19 protein-coding genes are annotated in these 18,784 nt (G+C 34.0%); 10 read left to right on the top strand and 9 right to left on the bottom strand.

Features of this window, described 5'->3' with window-relative positions; all coding sequences use genetic code 11:
• Positions 1 to 161: 161 nt before the first annotated feature.
• The gene (locus IPZ78_RS05365; RefSeq protein ID WP_225551965.1) at positions 162 to 536 is read right to left on the bottom strand and encodes a hypothetical protein; all 375 of its coding nucleotides are present in this window, start codon (positions 534 to 536) and stop codon (positions 162 to 164) included.
• Between the two features lie 162 nt (positions 537 to 698).
• Here IPZ78_RS05365 and IPZ78_RS05360 point away from each other — a divergent pair, with 162 nt between their 5' ends.
• Together IPZ78_RS05360 and IPZ78_RS05355 are read left to right on the top strand one after the other, a co-directional pair.
• Entirely contained in the window at positions 699 to 1,679 is a 981-nt protein-coding gene (locus IPZ78_RS05360; protein ID WP_225551964.1) for a deoxyhypusine synthase family protein, read from the top strand.
• A gap of 84 nt (positions 1,680 to 1,763) precedes the next feature.
• Positions 1,764 to 2,297: a hypothetical protein gene (locus IPZ78_RS05355; protein ID WP_225551963.1), complete on the top strand. Its 534-nt coding sequence runs from the start codon at positions 1,764 to 1,766 to the stop codon at positions 2,295 to 2,297.
• On the opposite strand, the gene IPZ78_RS05350 is transcribed toward IPZ78_RS05355, so the two are convergent.
• Entirely contained in the window at positions 2,294 to 2,974 is a 681-nt protein-coding gene (locus tag IPZ78_RS05350; protein WP_225551962.1) for a hypothetical protein, read from the bottom strand. The two genes, IPZ78_RS05355 and IPZ78_RS05350, sit on opposite strands and share 4 nt — an antisense overlap.
• A gap of 85 nt (positions 2,975 to 3,059) precedes the next feature.
• Between IPZ78_RS05350 and IPZ78_RS05345 the strand changes: the two genes are divergently transcribed.
• Positions 3,060 to 3,635, top strand: a complete 576-nt coding sequence (locus IPZ78_RS05345) for a non-canonical purine NTP diphosphatase (RefSeq protein ID WP_225551961.1) — start codon at positions 3,060 to 3,062, stop codon at positions 3,633 to 3,635.
• A 52-nt stretch (positions 3,636 to 3,687) separates the two neighbouring features.
• Here the strand turns inward: IPZ78_RS05345 and IPZ78_RS05340 are convergent, their stop codons facing one another.
• A complete protein-coding gene (locus tag IPZ78_RS05340; RefSeq protein ID WP_225551960.1) occupies positions 3,688 to 5,961 on the bottom strand; it encodes an OstA-like protein in 2,274 nt (757 codons plus the stop codon).
• A gap of 93 nt (positions 5,962 to 6,054) precedes the next feature.
• Here IPZ78_RS05340 and tilS point away from each other — a divergent pair, with 93 nt between their 5' ends.
• From tilS to IPZ78_RS05310, 6 genes are all read left to right on the top strand, one after another.
• Positions 6,055 to 7,392 (top strand): tRNA lysidine(34) synthetase TilS, encoded by a 1,338-nt coding sequence (tilS, locus tag IPZ78_RS05335; protein WP_225551959.1) that lies wholly within the window; start codon positions 6,055 to 6,057, stop codon positions 7,390 to 7,392.
• A complete protein-coding gene (locus tag IPZ78_RS05330) occupies positions 7,389 to 7,868 on the top strand; it encodes a hypothetical protein (RefSeq protein ID WP_225551958.1) in 480 nt (159 codons plus the stop codon). The genes tilS and IPZ78_RS05330 overlap by 4 nt, the downstream gene beginning before the upstream one ends.
• Before the next feature lie 85 nt (positions 7,869 to 7,953).
• Entirely contained in the window at positions 7,954 to 8,268 is a 315-nt protein-coding gene (locus tag IPZ78_RS05325) for a DUF4834 family protein (protein ID WP_225551957.1), read from the top strand.
• 96 nt (positions 8,269 to 8,364) lie between these two features.
• On the top strand, positions 8,365 to 9,471 hold the full coding sequence (gene recF, locus IPZ78_RS05320; protein ID WP_225551956.1) for a DNA replication/repair protein RecF: 1,107 nt from the start codon (positions 8,365 to 8,367) through the stop codon (positions 9,469 to 9,471).
• The gene (locus IPZ78_RS05315; RefSeq protein ID WP_225551955.1) at positions 9,461 to 9,778 is read left to right on the top strand and encodes a DUF721 domain-containing protein; all 318 of its coding nucleotides are present in this window, start codon (positions 9,461 to 9,463) and stop codon (positions 9,776 to 9,778) included. Before recF ends, IPZ78_RS05315 begins: the two co-directional genes overlap by 11 nt.
• A 14-nt stretch (positions 9,779 to 9,792) precedes the next feature.
• A complete protein-coding gene (locus IPZ78_RS05310) occupies positions 9,793 to 10,680 on the top strand; it encodes an EamA family transporter (RefSeq protein WP_225551954.1) in 888 nt (295 codons plus the stop codon).
• 28 nt (positions 10,681 to 10,708) lie between these two features.
• Here IPZ78_RS05310 and IPZ78_RS05305 read toward each other — a convergent pair whose 3' ends face one another.
• A complete protein-coding gene (locus IPZ78_RS05305; RefSeq protein WP_225551953.1) occupies positions 10,709 to 12,598 on the bottom strand; it encodes a hypothetical protein in 1,890 nt (629 codons plus the stop codon).
• Positions 12,599 to 12,665: 67 nt separating this feature from the next.
• Positions 12,666 to 12,833, bottom strand: a complete 168-nt coding sequence (locus IPZ78_RS05300; RefSeq protein WP_225551952.1) for a hypothetical protein — start codon at positions 12,831 to 12,833, stop codon at positions 12,666 to 12,668.
• Positions 12,834 to 13,119: 286 nt separating this feature from the next.
• Here IPZ78_RS05300 and IPZ78_RS05295 point away from each other — a divergent pair, with 286 nt between their 5' ends.
• On the top strand, positions 13,120 to 14,241 hold the full coding sequence (locus IPZ78_RS05295) for a lipid II:glycine glycyltransferase FemX (RefSeq protein ID WP_225551951.1): 1,122 nt from the start codon (positions 13,120 to 13,122) through the stop codon (positions 14,239 to 14,241).
• Positions 14,242 to 14,277: 36 nt separating this feature from the next.
• On the opposite strand, the gene IPZ78_RS05290 is transcribed toward IPZ78_RS05295, so the two are convergent.
• From IPZ78_RS05290 to IPZ78_RS05275, 4 genes are all read right to left on the bottom strand, one after another.
• Positions 14,278 to 14,898, bottom strand: coding sequence for an L-threonylcarbamoyladenylate synthase (locus IPZ78_RS05290; protein ID WP_225551950.1), 621 nt, complete (start codon positions 14,896 to 14,898; stop codon positions 14,278 to 14,280).
• A 97-nt stretch (positions 14,899 to 14,995) separates the two neighbouring features.
• A complete protein-coding gene (gene asnS / locus IPZ78_RS05285) occupies positions 14,996 to 16,441 on the bottom strand; it encodes an asparagine--tRNA ligase (RefSeq protein WP_225551949.1) in 1,446 nt (481 codons plus the stop codon).
• Between the two features lie 268 nt (positions 16,442 to 16,709).
• Positions 16,710 to 18,506 carry a hypothetical protein gene (locus IPZ78_RS05280; protein ID WP_225551948.1) on the bottom strand — a complete coding sequence of 599 codons (1,797 nt, stop codon included), beginning with the start codon at positions 18,504 to 18,506 and terminating at the stop codon, positions 16,710 to 16,712.
• 15 nt (positions 18,507 to 18,521) lie between these two features.
• The gene (locus IPZ78_RS05275) at positions 18,522 to 18,722 is read right to left on the bottom strand and encodes a hypothetical protein (protein WP_225551947.1); all 201 of its coding nucleotides are present in this window, start codon (positions 18,720 to 18,722) and stop codon (positions 18,522 to 18,524) included.
• Between the last annotated feature and the right edge of the window lie 62 nt (positions 18,723 to 18,784).

The following is an 18,784-nucleotide window of genomic DNA, read 5'->3' as shown; positions in this document are numbered from 1 at the left end:
AACTCTTTGTCGTTTAATAATGATTCTCTGTCAATCATAATAATAAAGTTATGTAAATAAAAATGTGGAATCCAATTATTTATGAACTCCACATTTTATTATTTACACACTTTATAAGACAGTGTCTCTAAACTTTTGAAAAGAAAATAGAAATACTTTTTTTAGTCGATTAGATAAGCTTGTTCGATGCTTTTAATTAGTTTTATATCAGTGAAGTAATTCAATTTGGTGTCTTGAAATGCAATTTCTTTCGCTTTTTGCTCAGCATTCAACACAAATTCCTGAAATATTTTATAATGCTCTTTTCTTTGATCAATATCTTTTGATTTATATTGTTGTAACTCATCAACTAATTTTTGATTGATTTTAATCTCAACGTTAAAGTTGTTTGAAATTTGTTGAAAGACTAACAGCGGTTCATTTGATTTATCCAAATAAACAGCAAAGGCTTCTAAATTATTTTCATCAATTGTTATATAAGCTTCAAATTCAACTTGTCCAATTTGTATGGAATCTATTAATTTGGATTTTATCATTCTATAATTTGGTTAGTAACTTAACAGTACAAAAATATATTTAATTTTCATCTTTTTTACATTTGTTAAAAAAACACAAATACAATGATGCATTGTGAACTCCAAAAGTTTAAAATTAATTAATTTCAGTACCTTTGTCATACTTATTAAAATCGAAAAAAGATGAGTACACAAAAAGGTCCAATTAGTCAATTTATTGAGCACAATTACCGTCACTTTAATGCAGCAGCATTAGTTGATGCAGCAAAGGGATATGAGCAACACCTATTAGAAGGGGGTAAAATGTTGATCTCATTAGGTGGTGCTATGTCAACAGCTGAATTAGGTGTTTCTTTAGCGGAAATGATCCGTCAAGATAAAGTTCATATTATCTCGTGTACAGGTGCAAACTTGGAAGAAGATGTAATGAATTTAGTAGCACATTCGCACTACAAACGTATTCCAAATTGGAGAGATTTGACGCCAGAGCAAGAGCGTGAATTATTAGATACACATTTCAACCGTGTCACAGACACATGTATTCCTGAAGAAGAGGCTTTCCGTCGTCTTCAAGAGCATTTAGAAGATGTATGGCATGCAGCAGAAGCTAAAGGTGAACGCTATTTACCACACGAATTCTTGTACCAAGTGGTGAATTCTGGTGTACTTGAGCAGTATTACGAAATTGATCCTAAAGATTCTTGGATTGTTGCTGCGGCAGAGAAAAATTTACCTATCGTATGTCCAGGATGGGAAGATTCAACTACAGGTAATATCTTCGCGTCTAACGTAATCAAAGGTAAATTAAAGGCATCAACTGTAAAATCAGGTATCGAATACATGATTTACTTAACAGAATGGTACCGTGCTAATTCTGGTGGTAAAGGTGTTGGTTTCTTCCAAATCGCTGGTGGTATCTCTGGAGACTTCCCAATTTGTGTTGTGCCAATGATGTACCAAGATTTAGAATGGACTGATGTTCCTTTCTGGTCATACTTCTGTCAGATTTCTGACTCTACAACTTCGTATGGTTCTTATTCAGGAGCGGTTCCTAATGAGAAAATCACTTGGGGTAAATTAGATATCGATACACCTAAGTTCATGATCGAATCGGATGCTACGATTGTAGCTCCATTGGTATTCGCTTGGATTTTGGGACAATAGTTTTATAGATATTAGACATTAGATGTGAGACGAGAGAATTGAATCTCCAGTCTCACGTCTATTATCTGTTAATCTAAATAAAGAATGAATAATCTTCTTACAGACAATCCAATTGCGTTGCAAGCTTTAATGAATGAAACCTTGTTTTCAACGGGATTTGCTATAGATGAAAGTCAATCAAATTCTTTCAAAGAGGATTCTGTTATAAATTGGGATTCTTCCGCAGAGGAATTTGTTTATAAAGGGGATAAAAGCACTGGGGTATTATTCATTTTACGTTACCCTTCATTTCCATATTTTTCGCCAGCGGCTGAAGAGGCTTTTATCAAAACAATAGGGGCATTGCAACTCACACCTCAAAATGTGGCAATTGTTAATTTGGCCAATCCGCAAAACCCAAATGACTTTAAGCGTATCATGACTTTCTTTGAACCTAAGAAAATCACTTTACTAGGTGTAGAGCCAGCATCTTTAAAACTTCCTGAAATCGCCCATAACTCGTATATGAAAGGCCGTGTAGCAACCGTGTTTAATACCTTCTCCTTCGAAGAGATGTTTGCAGATGTCAATAAAAAGAAACTTTTCTGGGGAGAGTTTAAGACATTAATAGGGGCTTAAGATTGAATTTCTTCTCTTTTCTTAATAATTGCTTTGTATCTTAACCATCGATCTATATCAGACTTATCCATAGGGTAAATTTTGCTAAGGTTATAGAGATGATTTTTAGCGTTTGAATCCCCTGTCAAAGATGCCAGAAATAATTCATCAATTATATTTTTATAATCTTCAATAATCGGAAGTTTTTCCAATTCTAAATGTTTAGCTAATGCTATTTTGTTGTTTATAGAGTCGATAAATTTACTGCTTAATTGAATTGGAAGATTAGGTTTCGTGCATGTAATGTTGATTTCGTCTTTTCCCCAAAATTTCGAACCACTGTTTATAGTATATTCCACAGTTAGAACTGGAATTTCAATTTTGCTATTGTTAAAAAATAAACTATCTTTTTCTGTCAAAATCAATTTTTCAGTGCTTCTTAAATCGAATGTACCGTTTTTATGAAAATGTGAAAAAAATGGTATTTCTTCATTTTCATTTTTTACGATCGTAATTTTCTTGTAAATTCTATCGGTTAATTCGCTACAAATAAAATGAAGTTTCTCTTGATTTACATAGAAACTAATACTATTTGCGTCTTGATGCCCCCCTGATCTCCTGGATTTACCTAATATAGAATCACAACTTTGAAATAATAAACTCACTGAAATGAATAAGGTATAATAATGTTTATTCATGGTTAGATTTTTATTGAAGATAATAAATTTAATGTAAATGCTTTTGAATTTTAAATATTCAAATTTTCCTTTTTACATTTACTCCATGTTAGAATTAGTATTTGCGACGAATAATGCACATAAGCTTGAAGAGGTGCAAGCTATGGTAGGTGATAAGTTTGTGTTGAAATCTTTGAATGATATTGATTGTCAAGATGATATTCCGGAGACAGGAGTCACTTTTGAAGAGAATGCGCAGCAGAAAACAGATTACTTGGTCAATAAATATGGTTTGTATTGTTTTGGGGATGATTCAGGTTTGGAAATTGATGCGTTGAATGGTGAGCCAGGCGTATATTCAGCACGGTATTCCGGATCTCGTGATATGGAGAAGAATATTGATTTGGTATTGGAAAAATTAGGTGATAACTCAAATCGTACAGCTCGGTTTAAAACTGTTATCTCTTTATACCTAAATGAGCAACAGCATTTTTTTGAAGGCACAATTGAAGGTCAAATTATCAAAGAAAGAAAAGGAGAGAAAGGCTTTGGTTATGATCCTATTTTTATTCCAAATGGTTATGATAAGACTTTTGCAGAAATGACTTCTGAAGAAAAAAATACAATCAGCCATCGAGCTATAGCAGTAAGTAAATTAGCCGAATTTTTGAAAAAATATTAGAGATTTAAAATAGTGCAAAATAAAAAACGCTCATCATTTGATGAGCGTTTTTCTATTTCTTAATTTCTTCTTGTATTTCAGCTGTTTCTTTTTTCCTTTCAATAGGTTTTCCTTTGATTTCTTCTTCTTCTGAATCTTCTTTTTTACCTTTTTTTGGAGTTTCATCCGTTTCTTTAGGTACTTCTCTTTTACGATTTAAGAGGTCTTCCTTAGATTTTGGACGGTCTTGAGGCCTCCATGTGAATCCAGGTAAAATTTCATTTTCTTGAGTTACCAACGCAAAAGGATAAACTTTTTGATCAACTTTTTTAATCGTGATATAATCTATTATTTTTCGATCCTCCATTCTTACTTTGATGCGCCCTCCACGATCATGAAACATCTCAGTGATTATTTTTGTCTTCTCATTTTCAGAGAAAACTAAATTCTCGGCATTACCATCGACAAAAAGACGTTCAATATTGTTATTTGCAAAGAACGTCGTGATCTTACGTCCTTTTAATTGATTAAATTTAGTGGAGTCAGATAGCGCATTTACCATAAAAGCATTTTCTTTTAATAAGGCATTATCCATTTTTTGATTTATAATCTGCATATAAATGGTATCCGCTGATATTTGTGAATCTTGAGCCCATATCATAGGTCTTCCCATAAATCTAAACATAGAGTCTTGCATGCCATAGTATACAGAATCCGCGACAGCTTGCAAATCAGATTTGAATAGACGTACATTATAATGTGCCTTGACAATTCGAGTTCTTGCGGTATCAGATATTGCCGTATTTGCAGAGTCTTTAGTTGAGCTTATAGCATCAGCCTGTTGTGCGATTTTTAATGCTTTGTTAATTACACTGTCAGCATGTCCTTCGAGAGGTACAACTGCCTTTTGACGTAAAACGGAATCCGCTTTAATGGTGTTTGCGATTTGACTCCTGTTTTCACCATGATTATTTAATGTAGGTTTTACAGTTTTTTTAGGCGCAGTGGATGTTACTTTTTTATCCTCTTTTACTTTAGGTATTAAATTTTCATTGACTTCTTTTACTTTTGATAATTCATCATTTATGATTTCCTGTGTAGAATCTGATGTTTCTTCATCACCAAAATTTACCTCTACTTCCTCTATCATTTGGCCTCCACTACGATCTAATTTCAGATCTAAAGCTTTATATTCTTTTGCCAAAATCATTCGTGAGTAAAGGGTGTCAGCAGTCATGTAGACGGAATCTACTTTAGCACTGGAGTTTGCATCTGATAGCGGTGGATTTTTATCCGAAATTATAGCTTCTGATTTTTTATTATTTTTTAGTTCTGCTACTTTGATATCCTTTTCTTTAGCTTCTCTCTTAGCTGTCTTCTTGTCTAATTTGTTTTGTATTAATGGTGGTTCAACTTTTAAAGAATCTGTTTGAGTAGAGTCTGATTCATTCTTAACGACAGTGATAATATACGGCTTATTGGTCATTAGGATGGATTCCTCTCCCTGATGATATTCACCTTTGCCGCCGTATGCATAAAATTTATCTAGGGTGTCGACAAAAACCACATTTCTAAAAGCCTTTCCAATACCTGATTCACGCTCATAATGAAGACTATCACCTTTTAAAAAACGACTACCTTCTGTATATAGATTTTTCTTGTTAAAATTTGCGATACCAGTTGCGGTGTTATAAATACCTCGTTCTGTATATAAATTTTCTTTATTGTTGCCTTTAATATTAGTTGGGCCAAAGAAATGAGTATTTTTAGTGAGGCTGTTATAACGCATAGTATCGGTATACACTTTTACCGACGGATTACGAACTATTACTTTATACCTAAAATATGCATCTCCTGAACCTTCAAAATAATATGCATTTTTAGAAGTTATTGTATCAGTTTGTGTAACTATTCTCCCGCCGCCAGTATACGTACCTATTTTTGAACGCATATTGTAAGTAAGGTAGTTTGTCGTTAATACCGAATTTCGATCAACCATTTTTACATTATTTGTAAGCTTAGCTAATTGTGCTGTCGCATCATAGTGTAAATAGTCTGAGTAAATGACGGTACCTGAAGGTTGGGTTATGACAACATTTCCAAAAGCTTCAAAATATTGTTGCTTAATCTCATTTTCATAAATATAACCACTGTCCGCTGATAAAGTGTTCCCTTTATGTTCATAAACAGGATTGTAGAATGTCATATGTCCCGTTTTAGAATTGATGCGACCCGAACTTGATGAAACCAAATTCATTCTGTTTGCATCACTAATTTGCGCAGGATCTTGTCCGAACAAAAGTTGTACGGATAAGATAAGAAAGACGAAAGATAAATACTTCTTCACGAGGGCAAAAATAGATAATTAAATAGCAAAAAAATGTTAACGGATAAAAATTCATGCGAAATAAAATCAATTTTTAATGATTACTTTTGATTTATGAATATCCTGGCTCGTTTTGAACGATATGTTGTAGATAATAAGCTGTTTAACAAATCAGATAAAATCTTAGTTGCAGTGAGTGGTGGACGAGATTCTATGCTGTTGTTGTGGTTGCTTAATCGGTGCAATTATTGTTTCGAAATAGCACATTGCAATTTTGAGCTTCGCGGAGCAGAGTCTGACGGTGATGAGCAATTGGTTGTTGATTTTGCTAATGAGCTTGGTGTGCCTGTTTATGTGAAGCGTTTTGATACAACAGCCTATGCTGAATCAAACAAGATTTCTATTCAGATGGCTGCTCGTGAATTACGTTATAAATGGTTTGAAGAATTGAGAATTCAACAGGATTGTGCCGTAATTGCTGTGGCACAGCATATGAATGATGCTGTTGAAACAGTATTATTCAATTTATCACGTGGAACCGGTTTACAAGGTATACAAGGTATTTTACCTAAGAGAGATGATTCAAAGGTAGTTCGTCCTCTTTTGTTTTTGCAAAGTAAGGAAATTACCGAACTAGTCAAGGAATATGGTATTCCATATCGCGATGATTCATCTAATTTTTCTACTAAATATGCACGTAATAAAATCCGTCTGGACATTATTCCAGAATTTGAAAAATTGAATGCTGATTTTGTACCAATTATGAACGATAATATTCATAGGTTCAGGGATAGTCAAGAGGTTCTAGTTTCATATTTGAATAATCTACGTCGGGAGTTGTTCATGGAAAGGGGAAAGGACTCGTGGTGTATTGATAAAAAATCTGTACAGAAATTATCATTGAATGAATGTTATTTTTTGTTTGAGCCTTTTGGTTTTACTAAAAAAGTTTTACAGGATTTATTAGATAGTCTAAACAAGGAATCTGGACGTCAATTTGCAGCAACTAATTATCTATTAGTATTAGATAGGGAAACAATCATTCTTTCAAAGAATATTGTCCGAGAAGATGATGTTGTATTAAATGAATCAGATAAGTTTGTTAGGTGGCTAGACGTTGAATTCTCTATAGAAATTTCTGAAGATACTTCTATACAACGTGAAAAGAATATCGCAAAGTTGAATTATGAAGATTTAATCTTTCCACTAACTATTCGTTCATGGAAAGAGGGAGATGTGTTTCAACCTCTTGGAATGAGGGGAAAGAAAAAAATAAGTGATTATTTCATTCAACAAAAGATTAATATTTTGGACAAGAATCGAATTCCGATTGTGGTGAATGGTGATGGGAGAATTATTTGGGTAGTGAATTATCATTTGGATGATAGATTTAAGATTAGGGATAATACACAAAAAGTGCTTAAATTAGTTTGCAATTTACAAGCGATATGAGTCAAGAGAAACTTTTTGTCGAAAGACAATTTTTGGGAAGGGATATGACGTGGATAAGCGTTCGTATGACTTTAGCCTTATTTTGTTTTATAGTTTACTATCTTAATGTTGACCATTTACCATCGAGACAACTATTCTTTATTGTTGGTAGTTGTATCATTGTCGTGTCAATCGTTATGATGTATTTGGTACATTATAAAACAGATGTAGTCAATAATAATGTCGTGCTGAGTGGTTTGTGGTCGACTAGATTGGTAAAGATTGATTTATCTTCTATCGTAAATGTAGAGAAAAAGCCATATAGTACATATGTCTTTAATAACCCGGTGTATAACTTACATAAAAATGGCAAAATACGCTTTTATTCAGGAGGTAAAGATGCAGTTTGGTTAACAGATAGAGATGGTTTAGTATATATTATAGGTACACATCGTCAAGAAGAATTATATAATGCTATTCAAAAAGCTAAATCTTAAATAATGTTAAGCCTTTTGAGTCTGACATTTTTCTGACTGAATTTTTTAACAGTTTTGATATATTTGGATAAATAGATAATACAGAATGACAGCTTTATATTTTATTTTATTTGTAATTGCAGCATATTACGCTTTTAAATTTTCAATGCGTTTGTTACTTCCTTACGCTATGAAAAAGCTAGCAGAGCGTATGATGAAAAAGGCACAACAGGGGCAGGGGGGATTCACATATACGTATACATCAGGTAATCCTTTCGGTCCACAGTCTAATTATCAGGATGTTAATAATCATGGTAATTCTAATGGTAAGATTCAGGTTGATTATGTGCCACCGCGTGAAGAGAAACGTAAAGTAGCTCCAAATGCTGGGGAATTTATTGATTTTGAGGAAGTAAAATAGATTTTCATATTTGCTAATAATATGTAGGTTGATTAGTTTCGAAAACTAATCAACCTATTTTTTTGACTTGTTCTTTTTTAGTTTTTACTTTGTAACATGTGGTTGAAGCAACTTTCCGTTTTAAATTTTAAGAATTATACAGATTCTAATTTGTCCTTTTTGCCCGAAGTAAATGCATTTACTGGTTCAAATGGGGCAGGAAAGACCAATCTCTTGGATGCTATACACTATTTGTCGTTGTGCAAGTCTTATTTTAATCCTATAGATTCTCAACATATTAAAAGAGGTGAGGAGTATTTTATGGTGCAGGGCGAATTTGAGCGTGATGAACGCCCTGATATAATTTCCTGTAGTCTTAAAAAGAATCAGAAAAAGCAATTCAAGCGTAATAAAAAAGATTATCCTCGACTAGCGGACCATATTGGACAATTTCCTTTGGTGATGATTTCACCAAATGATACATTGATTATTCTTGACGGATCAGAAGAGCGTCGCAAATTTGTGGATAACGTGATTTCACAGACCGATAATCGCTATCTAGATACCTTGATAGCATACAATAGGATTTTGTTGCAGCGTAATACGTTACTTAAAAATATTAAAGAGAAGGGTGTTTTTGATATAGGATTGCTTGAAGTGTTGAATATGCAATTGGTGGAAGTTGGGAAAGTTATTTATGCGAAGCGACAGAATTTTATGGAGCAATTTACGCCATCTTTTCAGCGCCATTACCAATATCTTTCTGAAAGTGCGGAGGAGGTAACTTTGGTTTATGATTCACAGCTGCAAAAAAATGATTTTATGGAGTTGTTAGCATTATCTTTGGACAAAGACAGAATCCTTGAACGTACCACACAAGGAATCCACAAAGATGATTTGTTATTTACTATTCATGGTGAGATGCCATTAAAAAAGTTTGGTTCTCAAGGTCAGCAAAAGTCTTTCTTGATAGCTCTAAAATTGGCCCAATACACTTACCTACACGACCAAAATAAATTTAAGCCTTTGCTTTTATTGGATGATATCTTTGATAAATTGGACGATAAGCGTACCAAGAAGTTGATGCAGATGGTATCAAATGATGAATTCGGGCAAATTTTTATCACAGATACAAATGCAAATCGTGTTCAAAAGATTTTCGACGAAATCCAACAGCCTATCCGTATATTTGATATCAAAGGAGGGCAGACACATGCTATATAAGAAGAAGGTAGACGAAATACCTACGCGTGATGATATCAGCATGAAGCAAGCTGTAGAGAAGTGGTTAGAGGTTTACAGATTGCGTCGCAAATATGAAGAATCGTCTGTTGTTAGTTTTTGGGAAGAGATTATTGGCCCTTACATCGCAAAAAGAACCCAGCATATCTACATAAAAGACAAAAAACTCTATGTAAAAGTGGATTCGGCTGTTGTCAAACATGAATTAGCTATTAATCGACGTCAAATCATAGGTCGGGTAAATGAACATGTGGGACATGTGATAGTCGAAGAGTTTGTAATTTTGTAAAATAGTTTTATTTCATGCAATTTAAATATTATGCTGGTGCATTATTCTCATTTGTTATTTGGGGATGTTTTGCTTTGGTATTGCGTCCGTTGAGTACATATGCTGCTTTAGATATTTTGACGTATCGGGTTGCTTTTTCTGCCATAATAATTTCACTCATAAGTTTATTATTTCGTTTTAAAATCACAAAAGAGAATATTTTATATATTAAATCTCTAGCAGCAAAGAATCGTATAAAAATCATTATAGCAACATTTGTTAGCGCATTAATGCTTGCGCTGAATTGGTATTTATACATCTATGTGATGAATGCTGTGAGTGTCAATGCAACATCCCTGGCCTATTTGATCTGTCCAATTCTTACGACTATGTTGGCTTCATTCTTTTTGAAAGAAAAACTCAATTTGGGGCAATGGCTAGCAATAGGATTGAGCGTTGTAAGTTGTTTGATGCTGTCGTATGGCCATTTTATGGATATGCTATACAGCGTAATTATTGCCCTGTCGTATGCTATTTATTTAGTGTTGCAAAAAGCGAATACCCAATTGGATAAGTTTTTTACATTAACACTTCATATACTTATTAGCTCATTATTCTTGGTTCCCTTGGGTATGAATGCCAATATATCAGTTGCACATTCTGACTTATTTTATCAATACGTTTTAATTATAGCCGTATTGTTTACAATTATCCCCTTATTCTTGAATATGTATGCGTTGAAAGGACTTGATTCTTCAGTAGTTGGTGTGTTACTGTATATCAATCCGATTATTTCTTTCTTGTTAGCTATTTTTTATTTTGAAGAGGATATTAACCTTTTGCAAGGTTTAGCCTATGGGCTTATTTTTCTAGCGGTTATTATTTTTAATGTTAGTTATTTTCAAAAAAGAGATAGCCGCTAAGTGCTGTTTAACGGCTGGTATAATGATGTTACAAACGAAGGCCACCCGTATTTATCCCGAAGAATTCAGAACGCATATAAGCCCAAGCCATCATATTAGCGAATAAGATAGAGTTTGCTACTTCCCTGTGATTTGCAACAATGCCGAGACCATATGCTTTTCTGATAGGAAAGTTATTGTTGTTCGTCGCGAATGGTTGAGTAAGAAGCGAGGGAGTCAAAGTGTTGGGATATGTTCCTGATGCAAATTCATTTGCTAAAAAACCAGCATCACCAATCCAAATAAAATTTTTTGTACGATCTCTAAAAAATGTTGTTGCAGTAGGTGTACCTGTTTCACCGACTCTAATATCTCCGCTGTAAGAATAAATACTTGTTTCAGGTATTCCTGAGGCTTCCCAGGTTATAGAACTGTCTTCTCCCCAAAATGCCTCGAAAAATGTTTGCGGACCAATAGTTCTTGTATATTTCCCGTTACCAAATGGTCCATTTAATATCATGTCATCAATATCATTCAATTTGTATATTGAACCAGGACCATATCCTGTTGTTCCCATTGTAACGCTACTGCTATACATTAGTCGTAGGAAATCAAGATGTTTACCAGTAACTGCAGTTCCGTCATCATCAGTCATAAGAATAAGTACTCCTCCTTTATCCACATAGCTTTTTAATAAGTTGATCTCAGTATTGTTAGCAGCTAAAAAATAATAGTAGTAGCCAATTATTATTATATCAGGTTGATCTATATTAGGAATACTACTTCCGATGTACGTGTTTAAAGCATTTGTTCCACTTGTTGCGATACTGTTTACATGTGTATATGGGCTTGCAATTTTTACTAAGCTGTTAGTGTTATTTCCAAAATTACGTGTATCAGTTATCATATTCCTTGCTGCCTTTGCTTCAGCACCATAACCATAAACTGTACTGATTGCTAAATGTAAAATTTTCTTTTGACCTATTAAATGATGTAATTTTAAATTTCCTATATGTGATTTCCCAATTTGAGGAGTAAATGTTTCGAAAGTAGCTTCTCGTGGAGTTGCTGGTACAATGAGGTTTGCCGTACTTCCATTTACATATTGTACACTCAAGCTTTTGATTGTTACTTTGTAAGAGTTTATCAAACTAGGAGAGGATGTGTAGTACTTTGCTTGGATGATATGCGTACTGTCAGGGTGGGGATGTGGGGTAAAATTGAGTGCGCCAACTGACACTACTGTGGCTCCTCCGGATGTAATCCCGCTTAAAATTGAGAAGCTCGAGGAGGCCGTGTAATTTTGACTAAATTCGGCATCTATATCTGTTATATTTCCGTATAATGATTTCGTATTTATTTTTACATATATCTGTGCCAATTTGTGCGTAAAGGTAATCGGTAAACTTACTCCTGTGGAATTTGAAACTACACCAGCAGGTCCTGATGTTGCCCAAAGTAAATCCTTATCTATAGGTGTAGTGATAGTCGGATTAGTGGGGTCAGGTTGTGAAATGTCCTCATTATTATTGTAGGAGTATGCATACCATATATATTCTCTACCCTGTTGCACAGAGATTTCAAATGGTGTCCCAGCTACACATTGAAATGATTTAGCAAACTGGTTATTGTCTTTATAATACAGAATTATCCGATATGTTATGCCATTTGACATAGTTTCTGTCGCTGATAATTTGGTTTTTGAAGCCACATTTGAACTTAATTCTTCACCTATATTTCCCTCAGTTGCATATTCATTGAGGTAGACCTTTGATGTTAATTGGGTTTCTTGATTTGAAAGTCCGGTATTTTTACTTTTAAATTGAGTTTGAGTATTTTTTCCTAAATCTGTATCATAATTTTTTATTCCTATTACATTGAAAATTATCTTGGAATTTTCTTCACTTGATATTTTTTTCTCTTTTGTACAAGAGGACATTATTACTAAAAGAATAAAAATTATACTGTAATTTTTATTTGATTGGAGCATCGTGTTTTTCATAAGGTCAAAAGGTGATTTGGTCGTTTTTAACTTCTTCAATCCATGTTTCTACTTCTGGGTTATTATTATTTCCACCAGACATAAAGCTAGCAGTAGATGTGGAGGAGATACAATATTCAGTCACCAATTGAACTAAATGTATCTTCGGAGAAAGATATTTGCTCTGTTTCATAAGTTTAGTAGGTGTAGAGTGGTTGGTAAACCATTTAAAGTTAATCTATTTTTCTGTTAAAGCATATTTTTTATAAAAAAAAAGTGATGCAAATTACTTTTTCCTGTATTGAATAGGTTTTTTATGTTTTTATTGATTATCGGAAAGTTTGTTGGTGTAATTTCTAAATTTTTACGAGAATATTTGTTGCGGGATTATGACAATGTGGACTGTTTTAATATTAACTAAATGGCTAAGTTTGTGCTTTTTGGACTTTTAATAAATTATTGAAAATAAGTGATTTATCATGATTGCTAATTTGGAACAAAAGGATAATAGCCACCTTTATAAAACAGGAATTATTCAACAGACAGCTTATTGGTCTACTGTAAAAAAGCTTCAAGGAATTCATTCTGTCTCTTATAATTTCAGCAGTAAGGCTGCGGATTTGTATTGCTTGACTAAGGAAGAAACATATATTATAGGTGATTTCTTGATAATGCTACAGAACTTGGATGCTGAACACTGTATTGCATATGTGCCTTATGGTCCTGAGATTGAACCTTCGGAGGAGCAACAAGGTTACTTTTTGGAGCAGCTTTCGGAAGCATTGCGTCAATATTTGCCGGCAAGTTGTATCATGATTCGCTATGATCTGTCTTGGCAATCACAATGGGCCAATGAGGATGATTGTTACGATCTGCATGGTAATTGGATTGGACTACCATCAAAACGTATACAAGAAATGCGTGTCAACTTTAATACAGAATTTGGTAATTTACGTAAAGCTAATACGGATATACTTCCTTCTAATACAATCTTTATAAACCTGAAAAATGAGGATGACATTTTATTAGGTAATATGAAGCCTAAAACTTGCTATAATATCAACTTGGCGAAGAGAAAAGGTGTTACTATTGAATCATTGGGATTAGAGAGTTTAGAAATATGGTACGAGTTATATAGACAGACAGCTAAGCGCAATAATTTCTTTTTACATGATATTAACTATTTCAGAATAGTTTTATCTGCTCGAGCGAATAATTCGGATTCTCCTGCTGATGTATATATGTTGGTGGCTCGTGTTGATGAAGAACCTTTAGCGGCTATGTTTTTGGTTATTTCTGCGAATCGTGCGACATATTTATATGGAGCTTCCTCAACAGAAAATAGAAATTTTATGGGAACCTATGCCCTGCAATGGAGAGCGATGCAAATGGCAAGAGATAAGGGCTGTACAGAATATGATTTCTTTGGAATATCTCCAGATGCAGATCCTGCGCATCCTATGTATGGATTGTATAGATTTAAATCAGGCTTTGGTGGTGATATTTTTCATCGTATGGGCTGTTGGGATTATCCTTTGGATAAGCGTAAATATGAATACTACGCAGCCATGGAGTTTCAAAATCAGCGTTATCATATATAAAAAGAATAGGCTTGCAAATTTGCAAGCCTATTCTTTTTATAAGTATTGATCCAAATCTCCTTTTCCCTCACGTATGATTTCGAAATCATCATTAGTGACATCTACTACAGTTGAAGCAATGTTGTCACCATAACCGCCATCAATAACTAAGTCTACACTATCTTGATATTTTTCATAAATCAATTCAGGGTCAGTCGAATATTCGATAATTTCGTCTTCGTCATGGATAGATGCTGTTACAATTGGATTTCCTAATTGCTTGACAATCTCACGAACGATGTCGTTGTCAGGAATACGGATACCTACTGTTTTCTTTTTAGAGCTTAATAATTTTGGTACTTGATTACTCGCATTAAAGATAAAGGTAAATGGTCCAGGTAATGCTTTTTTTAATACACGGAAAACAGCAGTGTCAAATGGTTTGGTATATTGTGAAATGTCTGTCAAATCATAGCAAATGAAAGATAAATTCGCTTTTTCGGGTCTTAAGCCACGTATTTGACAAACTTTCTCGATTGCTTTTTGGTTAGTGATATCACATCCAATACCGTAAACAGTATCCGTAGGATAGATAATTACACCACCTTTTTTCAATATATCCACAGCTTGATCAATCGCTTTTGGATTGGGATTATTATTGTAAATTTTTAAAAGCATAGATATAAATAAAAACTTATAAAATATAAAACAGTACTGTTCAAAAGAAAAGAGAGCTGTTATTGAAATAACAACTCTCTTCGTTTATTGTTTAATATTAAAACTCTGCATTCTTCGGCGTGCGTGGGAAAGGAATTACGTCACGGATATTTGTCATACCTGTGGTGAATAACACCAAACGTTCAAAACCAACACCAAAACCTGAATGTGGAACTGAACCAAAACGGCGCGTATCTAAGAACCATTCAATTTCTTCCGGCTCAATACCCACTTCTGCCATACGTGCTAAAAGTTTCTCTAAGTTTTCTTCACGTTGTGAACCGCCTACCATTTCTCCGATACCCGGGAAAAGGATATCCATCGCACGAACAGTGTGACGACCTTCTGAGTCCACTTCGTTTTGTTTCATATAGAAAGACTTGATTTCTCGAGGGTAATCCGTCAAGATAACTGGTTTTTTGAAATGTTTTTCTACCAAATATCTTTCGTGTTCCGATTGCAAGTCTGCGCCCCAACCTTCGATCAAATACTTAAATTGTTTCTTTTGGTTTGGTTTGGAAGCTTTCAAAATATTAACAGCTTCTGTATATGTCAATCGTTCAAAGTTGTTTTCTAAAACAAAGTTTAATTTCTCTACTAAATTCAATTCCGAACGTTCCGCTTGAGGTTTTGATTTCTCTTCTTCTAGCAAACGATTCTTTAAGAATTCTATTTCCTCAGGACAAGATTCTAAAGCATATTTGATTACATATTTCAATAAATCTTCAGCCAAGTCCATGTTGTCTTCCAATTCGTAGAAAGCCATTTCAGGCTCAATCATCCAGAATTCTGCCAAATGACGAGTCGTGTTAGAATTCTCTGCACGGAATGTAGGACCGAATGTATAGATATTACCAAAAGCTAAAGCCGCCAATTCACCTTCCAACTGACCAGATACTGTCAAGTTTGTCGATTTTCCGAAGAAATCTTCTTTGAAATCTACTTTACCATCTTCTGTCAACGGTGGGTTAATCGGGTCTAAAGTAGTTACTCTAAACATTTCACCAGCGCCTTCGGCATCTGAACCTGTAATAATAGGCGAGTGGAAATATACGAAATCGTGTTCTTGGAAAAATTTGTGAATAGCAAATGACAAGGCGTTACGCACTTTGAATATTGCATTGAAAGTTCCTGTGCGAACACGTAAATGTGCAATCTCACGCAAGAATTCTAAACTGTGTTTTTTGGGTTGCAATGGGTATTTTTCAGGATCCGAATCCCCAATTACCGATACATCTGTAGCTTGAATTTCTACACGCTGACCTTTGCCTTGTGATTCTGTCAATAGACCTTTTACACGAACAGCTGAACCCGTAGTGATTCTTTTCAAGATTTCTTCTGGAGTGTTTTCGAAATCGACTACAGCTTGGATATTATTAATTGAAGAACCATCATTAATCGCTATAAATTGATTATTACGAAAAGTTCTAACCCAACCTTTTACAACGATTTCTTTTCCAAATTCTTCGGAGTTTAATAATTCTTTGATTCGTGTATGTTCCATTTTGTATGTAAGGAATTTATTATGCTTAAATTAAGAAGACAAAAATACGCTATTAAATTGTGTTATAAAAATTCAAATTCATAGATTTTGACGGTGGTAAGATTATTTGGAAATTCCATTCTAATGTTTTGTTTAAGACCAATAGTTTAGAATAACTAGTAACAGATGAAGCCGAAGGTTAGATTTCCTGTTTCGCAGGGTTGGCATAATGTAAAATCTCTAATTCAAAAATTACAAGTAGAAGTAAAGAAGCTCCTGTAAATTGAATCTATTGATAGTTTGCAACGGGATTATACGAAGGATTATTGATCAGCGTTGTCCAATCTGGGTTTCTAACACAACGTACGTTTAAGAGCGGAGACCGGATAACATTTAAGCTTCCTAACAATCCAATATTTAATATATTGGCGGTTGACATTCCTTTAGCAAATGTTCCAACTATGCTGGGAGGATTAAAGGACAATATCGATGTCTTTCGCATACCAAGATATCCCCAAGCCCCTATTTGGACGAGACCTAATAGATTAGTGCCTTGTTCATTTGTCCAAAATGTTGCCGCTCGACCATAATTTCCTAACTGTAATGTGACAAGTCCATTATTGTCTAAACCTTCTAGAACCGCTATGTCGGCATGTAGGCCATTGAAATAAAAACGTAAAGTTCTGGATGTTATAGGATAAATATCTGATGATACTGGATTTGGCGTGTATTCTATGTATAATGATGCATTAGGGCTAATTGCTCCTTGAGTTGGATCAGAAATTACACCATCTGTTATAGTAGATAAAATATTGGTAAGAGCCCCCCCCTCATGTGATAATTTACTTTGTGATATTCCTATGTTTGATGCAGAAGGTTGCATCCATCTATATGCCGGGAATATTAATGCACAAGGATCTTTTTGTTCGCTAGGCTCACTTGAAGCGAATTTTCTCGGTATATGCCCTCGGAAGGAAAAGTAGCTTATAGGGTCATTCGTTTGTTTATTATTATGATAAAATCGGTATGGATTTCTTCCACTCTCTTTTCTGTATAAATTTGCTCGAGCCCATTGTACGCCTGCGTATGTAAGTGCCGATTCAATTAAATATACTTTGGCTTTTGCTCGAGCTCCCACTGCCAATTGGGAGTTTTGTGAGAAGGAAATTGCAGTTTCAGGATATGTTCTTGATAATCCATCATCAAGTTTTATTTTCAAACTTTTTAGTGTAAATGTTGGATTAGAGATAGTTCCGGTAGCCACCGTATGTAGGGCTGCGCCTTTTCGGTCTGTGAAACTTTCTTCAATATTATAAAAGTTTTCATTGGTTAATGTAATAGTGCTGGTATTAGTTAGTGCACCAGAAATGTTGTTTTCTTTTAGATTGAAGTTGGCTGTTTTTAATAATGTTGCTGGTAGTTCAATGTTTAGATCTTCTATTTCATCTGTAAATATTCCTCTTGCATCAAAATCGAGTTCTATTTGAGAAGTTTTTCTTTCGAAAGTAATATTGATGACATGATGGCCGGATTCTGTTAGGGTAAATTCTCCTTGGTCATATAGGAAATCTTTGTTTTCTCCCATAGGGACAATTGGATTATTTAAATCGTTTTCAGATATATTTGGTAAATCTGCGGTATTATTATAAGAGTAGGTATACCATTTGTACGTAATTCCTCGTACAATATCTATAGTTACAGTTTCACCTGTCGAAACGTTTGATATTAAATCTAGTTTATTGACAAACAATTCTGTTTCTCCTTGAACTTTGTATATTAATACTCTATATTTAATATTTGGGGGAAGTTTAGAAACGGCTGCAAATCTTTTAGAATAATTTATTTTCTCATTATTAGGTTCATCAGCAGAAATTATTGTCAGTATATCAAAATTTTCTGCACTCACATAATTACTAAATCTTTCTTGTTTAGTTATCTTGGTAGTGCCTAATTTTTCAATTGTGTTGTTAACACCATTCAATTTGATTTCAATTGTAGCAGTTTCAAGTTTTGTTTCTGACTTTCTACATGAGAAAAGTGTTATAGAAATTAGAAAAATTATTGTTTTGTATACTGAGGTGGTCATAGGTAAGTGGTTTTATTATAGGTCATTATACGTTGTGTTTGGGGGAGCTTGGTCAGTCCAGTCTATTACATCTGGCTGATATGTTAAATTGGCATTACCAATCGACGCCGTAGACGATGAATTGGCAATAGTAGTTTCTATAGATATAGCTAAAGCATATACTATTGGAGCTTTATATATTGTTTTTTCGGGTTTATTTGAAATGATTAAATCCATAAATAGTAGTAGATGTATTTCAAAACAAAGTATAGTATAATTTGTTTTGTTAAATAGTTATC

The organism is Sphingobacterium bovistauri, assembly GCF_020295405.1.
GTDB classification, from domain to species: Bacteria; Bacteroidota; Bacteroidia; order Sphingobacteriales; family Sphingobacteriaceae; genus Sphingobacterium; species Sphingobacterium bovistauri.
The sequence above is the reverse complement of the archived record's forward strand: the minus strand, read 5'-3'. Positions and strand labels throughout refer to the sequence as shown.